Genomic DNA, 17902 nt, shown 5'->3' with positions numbered 1-17902 from the left:
GTTTAGATGTTGCCGCCGGGATGACTTAGGCGAAAATCCAGGTTAATGACCTAATCGTAGATTCAAGTGCCAGGCCGCAGGGAAAATAGCAGGTGCATTATAGGCATTGCAAGGTCGAATGCTACAGCAACAATTTATATTTCCAGCGATAGAAAACAAAGGAACCACATTGCCCCCAGCCATTACAGATCGATAAAACTACATGATTTTTAAACGCTTACGGTCCTTTTGTGATAATCGTAAATAGAAAACAATTTAAATGTATGAAAACGCCTACTGAAAAAAAGTTTAGGTTCTTTGTAGGGATAGATGTATCCCGGGATTTTTTCGATGCAACCATAATGCACGGAAAAGTGGTCATAACACATCAAAAGGTGGAGAATTCCGAAACCGCAATTAAAGGTTTTATATCGGAACTTAAGACCATCAAAGGATTTAGATTATGCTTTTGCGTTTTTGGCATGGAGCATACCGGTATATACTGCAATTTTCTTTTGACAACCCTTGAGAAAAAAAGGGCAAATATTGTCCATGAAAACTCACTGGTGATCCGCAATTCTCTTGGACTGATCCGGGGAAAAAATGATAAAGTCGATTCAGCCCGGATAGCTGGCTACCTTTACAAATGCAGGGATCAATTGAGCCTGTGGCATTCCAAAAGAGACATCATAGGGAAATTATGCATATTGGATTCTTTAAGAAACAAGCTTGCCTCCCAGATCAAGGCGCTCAAACAAACTGAAAAAGAGATCAGCTGTTTTTTAGACAAAAAGACATCCCTTTTGCGTTCGAATAATTGTGCCGGAACCGTTCTTGCCATGAATAAAGACATTGAGGAAATCGACAACACCATCCGGTCGTTTATCCAGAAGGATGATCGGATCTCCCGGTTGATGGAATGGATAACCTCCGTACCGAATATCGGAGAAAAAACTGCGTTGCAGATTGTCATTAAAACCAATGAATTCAGGGATATAAGCGATCCAAAGAAATTCGCATGTTTTGCGGGCATTGCCCCTTTTCCCTATGAATCGGGAAAGAGTGTGAAACAAAAGACCAGGGTTTCACATCTTTCTGACGGTAAAATGAAATCCATGCTTCATTTGTGCGCCATGGGCTCATTAAGATCAAACCCAGAGCTTCTGGCCTATTTCAAAAGGAAGACAGAGACCGATGGAAAAAATGGCATGCTGGTCCTGAACGTGATAAGGTATAAACTGGTACTGAGGATATTTGCCTGTGTAAAAGGTGAAAGGATGTTCAGGAATGATTATCAGCCAAAAGCCATTGAACCAGACAACGATCCTGCCACCAATAATGAACCGGATCAGGTATATGAAAAAACGCTTGTCTTATCAGATTAAAAACAAGCCTGCCAAGCCTTAACATTAATGTGCAAAATAATTTTAAAATACTAATATTTTTAGTATTATATTTGCCTATATAACAATAAAAAAGTGGTTGGTTATGGAACAGGCAGCAAAAAAACAGGTCATTAAGGGATTAAGGGAGCAAATTATTTCCATACAGGGCTATAAGCCCACCTCCAAAAGCTGCCAGGATATTTCTGGTTTGGAACTTTTTGCATCTGCTTTTCCCGGCCACAGTTTCCCCTTACAGGGCATCCATGAATTTATCTCGGAAAGCCGTGAACAGAATGCTGCAAGCAGCGGCTTTATCAGTGGCATATTATCCGCGCTGATGAAAGACGGCAGTCCCTGCATCTGGATCAGTGCTACAAGAAAATTCTTCCCGCCAGCAGCAAAAAGATTTTCAATCCCTGCCGCATCCATTATTTTTATTGACCTTCAGAATGAAAAAGAACTGCTTTGGGTTACCGAAGAAGCGCTTAAATGCGAAGGACTGGCAGCCGTGGTCTCAGAAATTCCCGACTTAAATTTCGCCACCTCAAGAAGGTTCCAGTTGGTGATTGAAAAAAGTAAGGTCACTGGCCTGTTCCTTAGGGAAAACCCAAAAACGCTCTCCAATACCACCTGCCTTGCAAGGTGGAAGATCAGCCCGCTTCCCAGCCTATTGCCTGAAGGCATGCCCGGCGTCGGCCAGCCCAGCTGGAAAGCTGAACTGCTCAAGGTACGTAACGGACAGGGCGGCGCTTTTGATATCCGCTGGTCAGGAAGCAGCTTTGAAACCTTGAAAAGGGAAAGCACCAGAATTCTACCTATCCATGAACTGCAGGCAGGATAAAAATGGCAAAACGATACTTAAGTATATGGTTTCCGTTTTTATTAACGGACTGGATGGTTATCCGCCGCCCCGAATGGAAGGATCGGGCAATAGTATGCGCCGGAGCCAGCCATGGACGGATGATGGTCATTGCAGCAAACAGGGAAGCAAATACCCAGGGCATCCAAAACGGAATGCCACTTGCCGACGCACGCGCAATCGTCCATGAGATAGAAGTCTTTAATGATAAACCGCAAAGAAAAGAAAAGCTGCTCGAAGGCCTTGCCAGATGGGCCATCCGTTATACCCCGTTTTCTTCTGTCGATACAGATGGCATCCTGCTGGACATCTCAGGCTGTTGCCATTTATGGGGTGGAGAAGAAAGTTATATGGGCCACATTACAGCAAGGCTAGCAGCTTCCGGATATGTGGTAAAAGCAGCTATCTCCGATACCATTGGTACGGCCTGGGCTATGTCGCGGTATGGAAAGGGCAATGAAATCGTGCCACCATATCAGCAACATGCTGCCCTGCTTAACCTTCCGCCAGCTGCCCTGCGGATCCCGGATGAAACAACCGAAAAACTGCATAAGCTTGGCCTGAACAGAATCGAACGTTTTATCCAGATGCCGCGCAGTACTTTGCGCAGAAGGTTTGGCGAGGGCCTGCTCATCAAAATAGCGCAGGCAACGGGCGATGAGCCGGAAGCTTTTACGCCCATCGATGTCATTCAGGAATTCGAAGAACGGCTGGCCTGCCTGGAACCTATCCGCACAGCCAAAGCCATAGAAATCGGCATCGAAAGACTGCTTGAAAAACTTTGCTTAAGGCTAAAAGCAGAAGGCCTTGGCCTGAGAAAAGCCGAACTGAAAGGTTACCGGATCGATGGGAAAACAATAGCTACGACTATCGGCACCAACCGGCCAAGTGATGATCCAAAACACCTGATGAAACTCTTTGCTCTGAATATTTCGGGCATCGCACCTGGTATGGGCATAGAACTTTTCACACTGACGGCCGAAAAAACAGAAAAGATGGAACGCCAACAGGAAAAAATCTGGGCCGGTCAGGCAGGCCTTGACAGCCAGCCACTGGCAGAGCTACTGGACCGCGTGGCTGGGAAAGTTGGCAAAAACGCTATAAGCCGCTACCTGCCAAGGGCAGATTACTGGCCGGAAAGATCGGTTAAGCAGGCTACAGACCTGGGCGAGCATAGTGAAACCAGCTTCCATAATCCATTGAACCGCCCTATACAGTTGCTTGAGAGACCTGAACGGATCCAGGTAACCGCACCCATCCCCGATTATCCCCCTATGCTCTTTATTTATCGGGGCGTGCGCCACAGCATTAAAAAGGCAGATGGTCCGGAAAGACTCGAACGTGCCTGGTGGCTGGAGGAAGGGGAACACCGCGATTATTATACCGTAGAAGATGAAAAGGGCAACCGCTATTGGCTCTTCCGTTCCGGCCACTATGCAGCCGAAAACTCTGCATGGTTTATCCATGGATTTTTTGCTTAAAACTTAAAAAACTAAAGCCATGGAATATACAGAACTTCAAGTCACCAGCAACTTCAGCTTTTTAAGAGGTGCCTCCCATCCAGAGGAACTAGTGGAAGAGGCTGCAAGGATGGGCTATAAGAAAATTGCCATTACCGATCACAATACGCTGGCTGGCATTGTGCGGGCACATGCACAGGCCAGAAAGCACAGGATAGAAATTATACCTGCCTGCCGGCTAAACCTTGTTGACGGCGCATCCCTGCTGGCCTATCCCACAGACACAGAAAGCTACGGAAGGCTGTCAGCCCTACTCAGCCTTGGCAATCTCCGCACTGAAAAAGGCAGCTGCGAACTCTATAAAAAAGATGTATTTGAATATGCAAAAGGCATTATCTTCATTGCCATAGCACCAGATAGCCTTTCCGAGGGTTTTGATTTTCAGGCCAGTTTTTATGCAGACCTTCAGAGTTACAAAAAAGGACTTGGGAAAAACCTGTACATAGCCATTAACAGGAGTTATCAGGGTGAGGACCAGAAAAGGATGTTCCGCCTGTCCGAGCTCTCCAAAAAAACAGGTGTCCCGCTTGTAGCCACCAATGATGTTTATTATCATAGCCCAGGCAGGCGTGAACTTCAGGATGTGCTAACCTGCGTGCGGGAAAAATGTACTATCCAGAATGCCGGGTACCTGCTTTTCCAGAATGCCGAGCGGCACTTAAAACCGGAAGAGGAAATGAAAAGGCTCTTCCGACAGTATCCCGATGCACTTGAAAATGCCGTAAAAATCTCCGATGCCTGCAGCTTTAACCTGGACAGTCTGAAATACATTTATCCCGAAGAAATCACCTCTGAGGGAAGAACGCCGCAACAGGAACTCAAGTACCTGACCTACAAAGGTGCCCACGAAATATTTGGAGAGTACCTGCCAAAAAAAGTAACCGATAATATCAGCCATGAGATGAAGTTTGTGGAGGAAATGAACTATGCTTCCTATTTCCTAACCGTTTATGATATCGTGCGTTTTGCAAGAAGCCAGCGTATCCTTTGCCAGGGCCGCGGCTCCGCTGCCAATTCTACCATCTGTTACTGCCTGGGCATTACCTCGGTAGATCCCACTAAGTTTGACCTGCTTTTTGAACGTTTTATCTCTTCTGCCCGTAACGAACCGCCCGATATTGATGTCGACTTTGAACATGAACGAAGGGAAGAAGTGATCCAGTATATTTACAATAAGTACGGACGTGACCGCGCAGCCATTGTGGCCACCGTTACCCAGCAGCGACAGAAAGGTGCAATCCGTGATGTGGGTAAGGTCATGGGCCTATCTGTAGACACCATTAACCGACTCTCCAGCTCGATATGGGAATTTACCGATGAGTGGTTTGAGGGCGGGAAGCTTACAGAACAAGGTCTTAATCCCAACGATCCACTGCTTAGAAAAGTCCTTAACCTTACTGCGCAGATGATGGGTTTTCCTAGGCAGCTCGGTCAGCATACAGGAGGCTTTGTGATCACAAGGGGCAAACTGACCGACCTTTGTCCCATCCTTAATGCCAGAATGGAAGACCGGACCAATATCGAGTGGAACAAGGATGATATCGACACACTGGGTTTCCTCAAAATCGATGTGCTAGCCCTTGGCATGCTTACCTGCATCCGCAAAGGATTTGATCTGGCCAAGGCACATTATAACCTTGATCTGACCATGGCAAAGATCAATGAAAAGGAAGATCCGAAGGTTTATGAAATGATCAGCCATGCCGATACCTTAGGCGTTTTCCAGATTGAAAGCCGTGCCCAGATGTCTATGCTTCCACGCCTCAGGCCAGAAAAGTTTTATGACCTGGTGATTGAAGTGGCGATCGTCCGTCCCGGCCCTATACAGGGAGATATGGTCCATCCTTATTTGAGACGACGTAACGGCGAGGAAAAAGTGGAATATCCTTCCAAAGAGCTCGAAGAAATCCTGCACCGCACCCTCGGCGTTCCCCTGTTTCAGGAACAGGCCATGAAAATTGCCATTGTTGCCGCAGGCTTTACCCCTGCTGAAGCCGATGAACTCCGCAGGAGCATGGCCACCTTCAAGGCAAAGGGTATGGTGACCAGGTTCGAAGAAAAACTCATCAATGGAATGACCAGCAAGGGCTATACCGAAGAGTTTGCCAAACGCGTCTTCAAACAGCTCGAGGGATTTGGCAGTTATGGCTTTCCGGAAAGCCATGCAGCAAGCTTTGCCCTGCTGGTTTATGTTTCCTGCTGGTTAAAATGTTATTACCCGGATGTATTTGCCACGGCCCTACTCAACAGTATGCCTATGGGCTTTTACCAGCCTGCACAGATTGTTATCGATGCCAAAAAACACGGTGTAGAAATCAGGCCTGTCGACATCAATTATTCTTACTGGGATAATGTGCTTGAGGAAAAATCCGGCAGTTATCATGCCATGAGGCTGGGGTTCCGCCAGGTCAAAGGCATCAGGCAAGAGGATATAGAAGCGTTAACAGAAAACAGGGAATCAGCATATAACCATATCCATGAGCTGATGGATGCCGGGGTCAACCTATCTGCACTGGAGCGGCTTGCCGATGCTGATGCGTTCCGCTCAATTGGAATGGACAGAAGAGCAGCCCTTTGGGAAGTATCTGCCATGGCCGACCGCCCTGTTGCATTATTTGAAAATCAGCCATCAGAAAGCAGCCTGGAGGTGCAGGCTACCCTTCCCCTGATGAGCAAAGGAGAACACGTGGTCCAGGACTACGCCTCGACTTCCCTATCATTAAAAGCACATCCGGTCAGCTTTGTACGTGAACAATTAAGCATGCTCCGCGTCCTGCCAACCAATGACCTTGCCCATGCTAAAGACGGACAGGCCGTAAAAGTAGCTGGCCTGGTCATTGTCCGCCAGCGTCCTGGTACAGCCAAAGGCGTCTGCTTTATCACCATCGAGGATGAAACTGGGTTTACCAACCTGGTCGTATTTGAAAACCTGTTTGAAAAATACCGGAAGGAAATCATCCAGTCAAGACTGCTCATGGTAGAAGGAAAACTGCAGATCGAAGGCGAAGTAATACACGTCATTGTCAAACGATGTTTTGACCTGACCCGAATGCTCCGCTCGATGGACAGGGAAGAAAGCAACGGGTTCCCGGCGGTGGCTTTATCCAGGTCAGATGAAAGGACTGCTCCCTATTCCAGCATTAAAGACATTTCAGAAAAAAAACCTGCATCAGAATCAGTAATTCCCGGAGGCCGTAACTTTAAGTAATTCCTTACCGATTATTGAATGGCTTCCTGTCAGTTATAATCCAGTACCTAAATAAACTTTATTGCTTCATGGCCTTTATATATTATATCAAATAAAAATCTACAGCATCCTGTTTTGAAACCTTTACCTTTTTAACCCCGGACAATATATTTTTCACAAACCCACCGGACTCTTTGATCTCATTTGTCTTGGTCTAGATCTGTTTCAACAGTTCTCAACTTCAATTCTAAAGGCCGCCAGATCAGTTAATGGAAGTTCCGGAATGTAAGCGGTTCTCTTTCCAAAGTTTTTCAAGCACAGCTTTTTTTATTGAGCTTACCTTACTAAACAACCCCGCCATTTTTTTTGTTAAATCTTCTAAAATTTTCATCTGTGACTACAGGACTCTTTTCCATCACTTTTTACCCAGCATCATTAAACTTCAAACATAAGGGCAATTTGCGCTGACTAAACAAAAAAAATGCCCTGACCAATAGCCAGAGCATCTATTCCCAAAACAGTTAATGTTTATTTTGTGTTCTTTTTCTCTGTTACCTCAGCGCGGATTTCCTGCGCAAGGTTTTTAAGGTCCTGCATGCCTTTTCTCAGACGTGTACCCGCAGCAGCGTTTCCATTTTCATAAAATTTTACCGCATCAGCCTCAACTGCTGTCACGAGTTCTTTAACTTTTCCGAATTTTTCCATTTTTGATATTGGTTAAATATTTAACAATAGGTTTTACCTGCTTAAAAGCAGGCGACTAAAGTAATAAATTTTATTAAATCCCCATCTGCCTGTTTACAGACTGCTTCTGGTGTTTGGTTTTTTCCTTTCCGACCTGCTGCACCACCTGTTTCTGGTACTCCTCACGCTTTAGTGCCTTCCCCTCTTTGCTGTAAAGGTTCAACTGAAGAAAACGGGGTGTTGCTTCAAGATAAACCGGCTCCAGCTTACCTTCTTTTTCGATTGATACCAACGCCCGGTCACCGTTCTGCAGTGCCGCAATAATCCCATCCGAAATGGTACGGTTTTCCATGCCGTTGATCGGATAGCTGCCAAGCAGGCTCCTTAAGTCAAAGCCATAGGAAGGGTCATTGTATGTATTCATCGCATAATTATGGTGCCGATCCCTTTCCGCATCCACATCCAGCTTTACCCAGGCTTTATAAGGCGTACCAGCCTGGCTCATCAGGTCATCGCGGTACACACTCCGCCCCTCCATCAGGTTTGCTGCCTGCTGGGCGGTAAAGCCCCTGCCGCGGTCCACCCACATCGTCTGGGTTACGGGAGGGTTACGGTAAGTGGCAATAAACTCCGTGGGTATCTGCGAGAGCTTACCATCCACCCTTTCCACGATCAATTGTGCATCTTCCAGCGACCTGCCAAACCCAAGCTTGGCGGTCTGGTCGGATTTCTTGAATTCTTCCAAAGCCTCGGCAACCCTGGGCGTCTGAAGTTTAAGTTCCAGTTTTCCATCCGCAGATGGCAAGAGTACAAAATACTGCTGTCCTTCCTCCAGGCTCCAGCCCTTACCCTGCGTCACTTCAAACTTATTAAAATAAAAATATTCAGACTTACTGGACTGCCTGAAATACAGGTCCAGATCAACTGGCCCGTTCAAACCCTGCACCTGCTCACGCAGGGTAAAGGCAGTAATCCCCAATGCAATGCTCTCATGCATCCTATCTACTGTTTCCTGACTGAAACCAAGGCCCACGAGTTCTTCCTTTAGGCCCTTGATGTTGTTCTCGTTCATCATCTTTTGTTTTGGTTAGAAATTTTACCGTTTATTTTTTACCATTATCCCTGAGCAGTACCTGGATCCCTCCCGGCACACGCACTTTAACCGACCTGACCTTTTTCGAAAAAAGTCCCTTGGCAGCATCAATTCCGGCCCCTGCCAGTTGCGTCCCGACCGATTGGTCAAAGCTGGTCAGCTGCAAGCCACGCACCGCGTCGTCAGCTCCTCCCGAAGCCGCATTTCCGATCACCGCCTCGGTAGTTTCAATCCCCCTTATCCCGTCCATCCCATAAATGCTCAGATCAACGGGCAGGATCAGCTTCCCCATCCTTACTGTTTTGATATCGATGAGAAGACGCTGGTTGGTAAACTTGCATATGCCATAGAGTTCATGGCCACCCGGCACCATTACGCCACTCAGCAGTGCACTGTCCAGAAGCCTCAGCCGCAATACTGCTCCCTCGCGGACTTTCTGTTTTTCTTCGATAAGTGCCGGGATTGCAGCGAAAATGCTTTCTTTTTCTGCGCCAGGATTCACCTTGTTTCCACCTGCCTTTCCAGGGTTCTGGATTTCAATGATCTTCTCCAGCATCGAATTGAGCTGGGCCACTTCCGGGTCTTCGGACTTATTTTCCTGCATAGTTTTCATCAGCAGCTCCAGCCTGTCGACATCTCCGCCAATTCCGGGCACCTGTAAAACCCTTGAGCGGTCCGGGCTTTTAAGATCATCCTGAGGGGAGGCCAGTGTCTTTTGCAGCAACGATAATTTAGTTTCAAGCTCCTTTGCCTGCTGATCTCCGTTACTTCGTCCGGTGACTTCAACAACATAGTTTTCGGACCTTGCTTTTTTTGCAGAATCTGCCTGCATCACTGCATAAAAATCCATCTTCCCCGACGGCTCTTTTTCCTTTAATTTAGCGTCGGGCAATGTGGTATTTATCCCTTTTGCCGCCACTGTTATTTCCCCGTTTTCCTTGCCTCCACCAAGCGCATAAAAGCCCAGTGCAACAAAGGGCAAAACCATCAATGGGAGCACCAGTAATATCTTTCTGGCATCCTTTTTTTTTCCTGTTTCCATATCCTTTTTTTTTAATTGATTTTTCCCACTATCAGTGCCAGGCAAACGAGCGTTCCCAGACAGCAGAATATCACCAGCGCTGCCATTAATATTCTTGCAGAAATGTTTTTCGTCCGCGCGTTTAGCCAATCGGCCGTTTGCTTTTCCACTAATTGTAACTGCTCCCGAAGCATGTATACTGTTTTATTTTTGACCTGGCCATAACCGGGCCGTGATTGAAATAACCTCATATTAATTTTTACTTTATATGATTTTATATAAATTATTTATATACTGGTTTTTATTTTTTATTATACTTGAATATCTACTCTTATAAACCAAGAATAACCAGGTCATAAAAACACAGCATACAATTTATTAAATATTTGATTTTTAGTTAGTTAACAATCATCAAACCATAAAAACCAAACAGAAACAACAATAACTATCTGTAATTAAGATGCTTAATTTAATTCACCCGTAAATACCAATATTTCACAAAACCACCAGATGACAATATCGTACATAAAAAACCGCGCTATTTCGTGACCAAATCCCGGTTTTCCAGTGTCTGCCACTTTTGGATCAGAAAGCCGTGCGGGTTCTCATCACTCCTATCCTCGAGCGTCCTGACCTCTCCTGTTGTCACCAGTTTGCGATAAGAAATTCCACTGCTGCGCACCAGTTTTTCAGTGGCAAAACAGGTGAATTTATAGGGGTAATTATCCAGCGTTAAGTGGATGCTGTCCACCTGTATTTCCTGCGAAATATTGGCTGCGATCATGCGGTTGTAAAAGCCGGATTCGCGCAGGTTATCATACTCTTTTTTCGCTGATTCATCGGCTAAATAAAGTGCCTTATCCATATCCCTTTTGATCGCCCCGTCATCAGGACTGACCGAGAAAAAATACCCGTGAAAGGTGCGTATATGGTCCCGCAATTCTACCGGCAGGTTTGCACGCCGATCTGCCGCCAATGCCTCCAATACCTTCCCGTTATGAAGCACATAAACCCGCTCCTGAGACAGCTCCACCATATGGTAACTCTGGTAGATACAGAATACCATACACAAAAAATTAACCACCATAAAACCTACGCTTAACGCCTTTACATGTTTAAAGGCAGTATCAATATTTTTTAGCTGCATGAACATAAGTTCCTCCCCCCGATCTTAACTTTTACCTGAAATCCTTTTCTGCTGCGCAGATTCCCCATCGCCATCTTTAAAATAATCTCCTGATGCATCCGAAGCATATCCACCTGCCTGCCTTCTGGCCATATCCCCGTAAGCATCCATTGCCATCCCACCAGCCCCACTGACGATCTTTCTTCCCGTAGAAACAGTTCCACTCGCCACAGAATTCACCTTGCTCAGCATCGCATTACCTCCACCTGCATTGACAATGTAATTGGACACGCTTGGCACAGAAAAATAGCCCACTATGCCAATAATCAAAAAGACCATGTATGCGGTATCGGTTGAAGAAAAAAAGGTATCGCCCTGCGCCTCGATCTGCGATAGGTCAAGCTTTAACATATTCTGCTGGATCTTTCCTAGGATACTTCCAAATATATTGGCCACTGGCAGCCATAAAAAGATATTGATATACCGTGCAAGCCAGATGGTAAGCGTCTGCTGAAAGCCGTCGAAGACCGCAAAACCAAATACCAATGGCCCAAGGATTGCCAGAACGATCAGAAAAAACGTCCTGATGGTATTGATGCACAGCGCTGCAGCCGCATAAAGCACCTCCAATACCTCGCTCAGCCAGGTTTTCACAGAGTTCCTGAAATTATAACTTTGCTTCTCCATCCAGAACTGCAGGTCATTTCCAAGCCCATCCAGGAAAGTCTCTTCATCACGACCGGGGTCTTTGGGATGGGTATACTTATACCACTTATCACTATCGCCCATCCCACTTTCCCCGACATACATCTGCCAGTATTTACTTTTTTTGATGGCCTCTTCTTTAGCTTTAAGCAGTCTTTCAATCGCAGCATTACTGTCCGATACCATCTGCCCGGTTGCCGAAACCGTTGGCTGCAATACTCCATTCATGATCCCGATCACGGTAGGAAACATGATAATGCACATCCCCAGACCAAAAGGACGAAGCAGCGGATAAAAATCTACGGGTTCAGCTGATGCAATATTCCGCCACACCCGGTGCGCGATATACCACATTGCACCAAACCCGGCCAGTCCCCTTGCAACACCGATAAGCCGGGAACACATTGGCAACATCTCTGAATAAACCCTGTCCAGTACCGGCTGCATGCCTTTGATCGTTCCCACTACGCTCTGCGCCATGGCAGGGCTGCCCAACATCACTAATACGAACACAATGGCCAGCCCGTACCTTCCAGGGTTATAGTTCTTTCTCATCACACTCATCATTATTTTCTATTATCTCATTTTAATTTCATTCCCGGTTTTCACTTGGTTCCTGCATAATGCCGATACAAAACCTTGTTCATCTTAGTTTAAAACCATTATTTATCGTTTCTAAGTGTTCTGTTCTTATTCTCGGTTAAAACACGGTTCCTGCATAACACAAATACAAAACCCTGTTCTTCCCGGCATAAAATCATTATTCGTCATTTTTAAAAAGGCTATTCTTGTTCTGGGCCAAAACCAGAGAAGATAGAAAAAGCCTATTGCTTATACAGCGACTGCATACCGGTAATTGATGTCCTTGCACGTTCCCGCTGCATCTTTAACTGTACCACCTCACCGTTAAAACTCCTCAGAAAGCCCAGTTGCTCTTCCACCTCACCAAATAACCTATCGATCACCTTCAACCTTTCATCATCACTCATCCTAAGCTCTGATGCCGTCAATACCGTGGTCAGCGCATCCAGATTGGACAGACTCTGCTGAAACAGCTCTCCATAAACCCTTGAAAAATAATCCAGCTCTCCATCTTTAAAGACACCGGATAACCTGAAGCCTTTCAGGGCTGCCTTATATTCCGAAACGATCCGTCCTTGCGCAGTAATAATGCCGGCCACTTTATGATACTTTCTGACCTCTGGGCTGACCAGCATCAGCCCATCCAAAAAGACTTCGTGCAGCGAAAAATTCCCCTGCGAGATATTCCGGACAGCCTGATAACTCTTCGATACCACCTCATATCCCTTCTTCATATCTTCCAGAATATTCTTGAACTGGGTCAATTTCTCCACATTGATCAGTAACTGTTCTACCTCCACGCTTTGCGCCCTAGCCTTACCCGGCACAAAAAGAGAAACAAACATGAAGAGTAAACACATCACCAGTATGTTAATCTTATGCCGGGCAGGTAACCAGCCTGCCCAGCGATAAGACACCTCAAACCAAACCCATATCTTAATTCTCATATAAACCTCCAATTCCGATCAGATTATTCAACAGCTTATCCTTCTGACTATTAAGCAGCAGCACCTCACCCCTTAACCATCGCACAAAGCGGTACTTCTCTTCAACCGAAGCATGCAGTTCGTCCAGCCTCCTGAGCCTCTCCTCCTCATCCAGCTCCAGCCTATTTGAGCTGATAATCATCATCAACACTTCCATATCATACACCGATGCCTCCAGTATTTCGCTACCAACCGAAGCGATATAAGCCAGCGCCATCGGCTCCAGATCATGCATCCTTCCCAAAGTCTTAAACACCGATACCATCTCCAGCTGCATGGCAATGACTTCCGCCACCTTTTTATGCCGGGATATCACCGGACTTACCTTTGAAAGTGATGAGATAAAAGCGCTATGTAGACCAAACTCACCATTAGTAATATCACGCACAGCCTGTATCCCGTCCCTTCCGATCTGGTAACCTTTCTGCAGATAGCCGGCATACACTTTCAGCGCAGCCAACTGTTCAATAAAATATTTACGCTGCGTTTTCTTCTGGTTAAAAAACTCGCCGAACGTCTGTCCGTAGCCCCAGCTACCCGCCAAGCATAATATCAACAGCAGACAAGCCATCTTCCTGATTTTTATTTTAAAACCAGGCATAAAACCGGGTTCCTGACCAAATCCTATATCTTCTTTCATGTTATTCCTGCTCTTTAATACCCGGCTTCCACCTGGCCCTATCATAAAATTTCAAAACAAAAACACTAAACTAGCACATGGAAACGGGCTCCAGACTACTGCAGTCCATACAGCTCTTTCAGCACTACCACCTCATCAGCAGACGCGGCACGATCGATACTGAGCATTGCGTTACGTGTATTGAACTGCTTTAAATCACGGAGGTTATCTTCCAGCTGTTCACCGGCTTTGTAGATAATTTCCAACCGCTCCCCGTCACTCATCTGCGTTTTGAAGGCATTCACCACCAGCAGAATCTGATCTAAGTTTTTTAAGCTTTCTTCCAGTATCCCCGAGTACACCTGTCCCATCTTTTCCAGCTCCTCCACACTAAAATGTTTGTCTTTTGAAAACAGCCCCCAAGCCCATTTATATTCTTCGACAATCGCCACCTGCTTCTCGGTCAATGATTTCACTTGCCGGTAATAACTGATCGCTGCTTTCACTTTCCATAACTCTTCATAATACTCCGCATAAAGTTTCCGCTGCCTCTCCGTCCAATCCGCAATCTCCGTCAGCTTTAGTTTCGATAACTGGTTCTCCAGTACCTTCTGCGCATTCTGTAGCCAGATCGTTTCGTTCTGCAGCCGCTGCACCTTCAGGTCCACTGCCTTGATCACCTTTTTAACTCCTGCCTTGATTACTTCCAGCACCGCAATCTGTGCACTGGCCCCTTTGGGCATCGCCACAAACAGCGTCATCGCGCTCACCGGCAGGATCACCATATACTTTTTCATCTTACTGATCCAATTCATGTTACACCACTCTGCTTAATTTTTTAATTCACCTTTCCATACACCCGTTTCCCCAACATGAGCCGGGCCGAATCCTGGTCTAAATACAATAACCGCCCCTTTCGCAGCTCCTTCAGAATACCCTGATCTCTGTACCAGATCGCTTTCCATTCCTCCTTTTCATATTCCCTCTTGCCCAGTTTCCCATCAACAACCCTGTTAAATCCCGTCCTCCGATGGATCAGCACCAGATTGCCATCGCCCACCTCTACCACCAGTGTGTCATCTGCTATACTTTATTTTCCTTCGCTATGGCTGACATAAATCCCTTCAAGTGCGGTTTTACCTGTCACCACATTACATGCCGTCAGAACTAAGCCCAGTAGCAAAGCCGGCCATAAAACTTTATTATTCATATCATTTATTTTTAGCTGTCTATTACTTTTTGATCTTGGTTTCAGTCCCGATTCCTGCATCCGCCATAAGAAATCCAAGCATCAATCCTGGCGACAAAAACTCTTTTCATATCCTTATACTTTTTGCCCGGTTTCAAACCTGGCTCCTGCATCCGAAATACAAGAGCCATGCTATATCCAGGCAAAAAATCATTAAACATCTATTTTTCTCTTCAAAACGATCTTGGTTTAATCCCACCAGAAAGGAACCCAGCCCTCACCTGGTCAAAAACAACTATCGTCTATTATCGGCGTCATGATAGCTTTCCTTTCAGGCTCTCCTCCCGCATCTCTGCCGCCAACATCTCTATCCCCTTACGGATCGATCCATACATACGGGCATATTCATAAACTTTCAGTTTCTCCGATTCCTCCGTGGTATAGGTCAAATATTCCTCAAGCGATACTTCTGTACGATACACCTGTGAATGGTTACCAAGTACGAATGCCACTTCCTTATACTTCCTGCCAGGTTCATTAGCACGGTTCATCGACAGGATCAATGATTTATCCTTATCCGATAATCCCATTAGCGATTGTATCTGCTCAAACCTGTTCTGGTATTTGCTCTGATCCAGCAGTATTTTACAATCAGCATTATTGATAATGGCCTGTTTTACGATCGGAGATGAAATAATATCTTCAATCTCCTGCGTCACCACCACCGCCTCGCCAAAGAACTTCCGTACCGTTTTAAATAAGTATTTAATGTATTCCGCCATGCCTTCCTTAGCAATCGCCTTCCAACATTCCTCGATCAGGATCATCTTACGTACACCTTTGAGCTTCCTCATCTTGGAAATGAAGGACTCCATGATGATCAGGGTAACCACCGGAAAGAGTATGGGATGGTCCTTGATCTCGTCGAGTTCAAAAACAATAAAAGGTTGGTGCAACAGATCCAGGTTCTGCGTAGCATTGAGCAGATACTCAAATTCTCCGCCCCGATAATACGGCCCAAGCACATACAAAAAGTTCTGGATATCAAAATCACGGCTACTCACCCCCTTACTTTTTAAAGCAGCAGAATACCCTTCGCCTAAAAACTCATAAAAGGTATTGAAGCAAGGAAATACGTCACCTGAAGCGGACAGATGCTCAAAATACATCGTCAGTGCATTGCTCAATCCCACATATTCTGACCTACGGTACTCTTCATCCTCTTTTTTCCATAGCGATAACAGCAGCGTCTTCAGGCTTTCCTTCTTCTCGGTATCCAATACTTCTCCCTTTCCCAAAAAGAAAGGATTAAAGGCTATGGGATCAGATTCACTGTAGGTAAAGTAATATCCACCAACCAGCTCACACAAACCGCGGTAACTATGCCCAACATCAACGATCAGCATATGCGTTCCCTGCTCAAAATAACTGCGCACCAAATGGTTGGTAAAAAAGCTCTTCCCACTACCACTTCCTCCAATAATAAACTTATTGCGGTTAGTGATCCATCCCTTTCTCATCGGCTCATCAGACAGGTCGACATGCAATGGCCTTCCGGATAACCTGTCCCCCATCCGTATCCCAAAGGTGGATAGCGAGGACCTGCAATTACCCTCCAGGTTAAAAAAGCAGGCCGCCTGCTCTGGAAAAGTATCAAAGCTATCGTTCATCGGAAAATCTGCCCCATTACCTGGCAGCCCTGCAAACCAGATCTGCGCTGCGCCGTCACTTTCCTGTTTCGCCACTGCATCCATGCGGGCCATGGCTGATGCCACCTTGTTCCTGATCTCCCTTCTCACCGCTATATCCCTTGACCAGGCTAGCACATTAAAATGCGCCTTCACCGGGATCCTCGACATTGCCACCGCCTCTGACAGGTAATCATTTACCGCATCCCTTGCCACCGCATTCTCCCTTGAATAACCCGCCAATGATCCCAGACGCAGCTTTTTAGCTTCCAGCCTCTTGATCGTTTCCTGCCCATCACCCACAAACACATACTGGTTACAAATATGCTCGCAGTCCAGTAGCTGCCCCAGTGGCGCTGCAAAGCCAATTGAGAATCTGCTTTTATCGGTTGAATAAGCGTCATAATCTATCCTGCTCCCGCAGATTGCCGGCAGGGATTCCACCTCACCCAAAGTATATAACTCCAAAGGCAGATCCCCTACCACCAGGCCATCCTTTACCCTGATATCCCGTACTACGCTCATCTCATCTGACCTGAGCAAAAAACAATATCTCTCTATCAGGCCAGGTTTTACAGCAGTTCCGGCCAGCTCGTCATCACCCAGCGCGGTTACCGTTACAAAACCGCTATCCGTTAAAATCTGGCAGAACTGGCTGCACCTGTCCCTGAAATCTTCTATGGTTCTCCTTTCCACCGCCTGCACGGGAACCAGACTTTTGCGCAGGATATTGCTGTAAGCTGAACTGGAAAGCCTTTTACCCACAGGCCTTTTGCTCAGCATTAAAAAACAGCTATGCTCCAGATAGGGCCTTTCGGCAAAATACCGCTCTGATGACCTGGACAAAAATGCATCACCGCAGGTCTCAAAATCCGCTTTCACCTTTTCCTGCATGAACCAGTCCTGCTTATGGACCACCGAGTAGACTGGCAAAACCCTGATCGCACGCACCCATACTTCATGGAAGGCTTCATAGTCACTTGCCGACATGGAGAATATCTCTGGCAGCTTCAGCTCATAGGCATAAGTAATATCACCTTTGCGGGATAATATGCAGCCGTTCTCGATCTTATAGATGGGAAATATATTTGCTGATTCGATCATAAAATGAATACTTAATCTTTTATTGCTATAGTTTATTTTTACTGGCTAGGTTTTACATCCGGTTCCGATTTCTATTTTCCGGGCCAAAACCGGGTATTAACCCCGCGCAGAATCATTTGACATTTTAAGCTTTTATTTTGCTATTGGTCAGAACCAAACCTAAACCCGGTCGATA

Annotated in this window: 13 protein-coding genes; 4 read left to right on the top strand and 9 right to left on the bottom strand. The window is 46.0% G+C overall.

Annotated elements, in window-relative coordinates; genetic code table 11:
• Positions 1 to 263: 263 nt before the first annotated feature.
• The 4 genes from ABD769_RS23115 (at position 264) to ABD769_RS23100 (ending at position 6951) form a co-directional block, all read left to right on the top strand.
• Complete coding sequence (locus ABD769_RS23115) at positions 264 to 1364, top strand: transposase (RefSeq protein WP_344853729.1); 1101 nt, start codon at positions 264 to 266, stop codon at positions 1362 to 1364.
• A 103-nt stretch (positions 1365 to 1467) separates the two neighbouring features.
• A complete protein-coding gene (locus ABD769_RS23110) occupies positions 1468 to 2205 on the top strand; it encodes an ImuA family protein (RefSeq protein ID WP_344853728.1) in 738 nt (245 codons plus the stop codon).
• Positions 2206 to 2207: 2 nt separating this feature from the next.
• Positions 2208 to 3704 carry a Y-family DNA polymerase gene (locus ABD769_RS23105; protein WP_344853726.1) on the top strand — a complete coding sequence of 499 codons (1497 nt, stop codon included), beginning with the start codon at positions 2208 to 2210 and terminating at the stop codon, positions 3702 to 3704.
• Positions 3705 to 3723: 19 nt separating this feature from the next.
• Entirely contained in the window at positions 3724 to 6951 is a 3228-nt protein-coding gene (locus tag ABD769_RS23100) for an error-prone DNA polymerase (protein ID WP_344853725.1), read from the top strand.
• Positions 6952 to 7458: 507 nt separating this feature from the next.
• Here ABD769_RS23100 and ABD769_RS23095 read toward each other — a convergent pair.
• From ABD769_RS23095 to ABD769_RS23055, 9 genes are all read right to left on the bottom strand, one after another.
• Positions 7459 to 7635, bottom strand: coding sequence for a histone H1 (locus ABD769_RS23095; protein WP_344853723.1), 177 nt, complete (start codon positions 7633 to 7635; stop codon positions 7459 to 7461).
• Between the two features lie 73 nt (positions 7636 to 7708).
• Entirely contained in the window at positions 7709 to 8689 is a 981-nt protein-coding gene (locus tag ABD769_RS23090; RefSeq protein WP_344853722.1) for a hypothetical protein, read from the bottom strand.
• Positions 8690 to 8717: 28 nt separating this feature from the next.
• Positions 8718 to 9878, bottom strand: a complete 1161-nt coding sequence (traM, locus tag ABD769_RS23085; protein WP_344853721.1) for a conjugative transposon protein TraM — start codon at positions 9876 to 9878, stop codon at positions 8718 to 8720.
• A gap of 388 nt (positions 9879 to 10266) precedes the next feature.
• Positions 10267 to 10875, bottom strand: coding sequence for a conjugative transposon protein TraK (gene traK, locus ABD769_RS23080; protein ID WP_344853720.1), 609 nt, complete (start codon positions 10873 to 10875; stop codon positions 10267 to 10269).
• A 24-nt stretch (positions 10876 to 10899) separates the two neighbouring features.
• Positions 10900 to 12114, bottom strand: a complete 1215-nt coding sequence (gene traJ / locus ABD769_RS23075) for a conjugative transposon protein TraJ (protein WP_425568873.1) — start codon at positions 12112 to 12114, stop codon at positions 10900 to 10902.
• 269 nt (positions 12115 to 12383) lie between these two features.
• Positions 12384 to 13001: a TerB family tellurite resistance protein gene (locus tag ABD769_RS23070; protein ID WP_486357902.1), complete on the bottom strand. Its 618-nt coding sequence runs from the start codon at positions 12999 to 13001 to the stop codon at positions 12384 to 12386.
• Between the two features lie 76 nt (positions 13002 to 13077).
• Positions 13078 to 13767 (bottom strand): hypothetical protein, encoded by a 690-nt coding sequence (locus ABD769_RS23065; RefSeq protein WP_344853718.1) that lies wholly within the window; start codon positions 13765 to 13767, stop codon positions 13078 to 13080.
• 95 nt (positions 13768 to 13862) lie between these two features.
• The gene (locus ABD769_RS23060; protein WP_344853717.1) at positions 13863 to 14561 is read right to left on the bottom strand and encodes a conjugal transfer protein TraI; all 699 of its coding nucleotides are present in this window, start codon (positions 14559 to 14561) and stop codon (positions 13863 to 13865) included.
• A gap of 688 nt (positions 14562 to 15249) precedes the next feature.
• Positions 15250 to 17727, bottom strand: coding sequence for a TraG family conjugative transposon ATPase (locus ABD769_RS23055; RefSeq protein WP_344853715.1), 2478 nt, complete (start codon positions 17725 to 17727; stop codon positions 15250 to 15252).
• Between the last annotated feature and the right edge of the window lie 175 nt (positions 17728 to 17902).

Source organism: Pedobacter jeongneungensis (assembly GCF_039538295.1).
GTDB classification, from domain to species: domain Bacteria; phylum Bacteroidota; class Bacteroidia; order Sphingobacteriales; family Sphingobacteriaceae; genus Pedobacter; species Pedobacter jeongneungensis.
The sequence above is the reverse complement of the archived record's forward strand: the minus strand, read 5'-3'. Positions and strand labels throughout refer to the sequence as shown.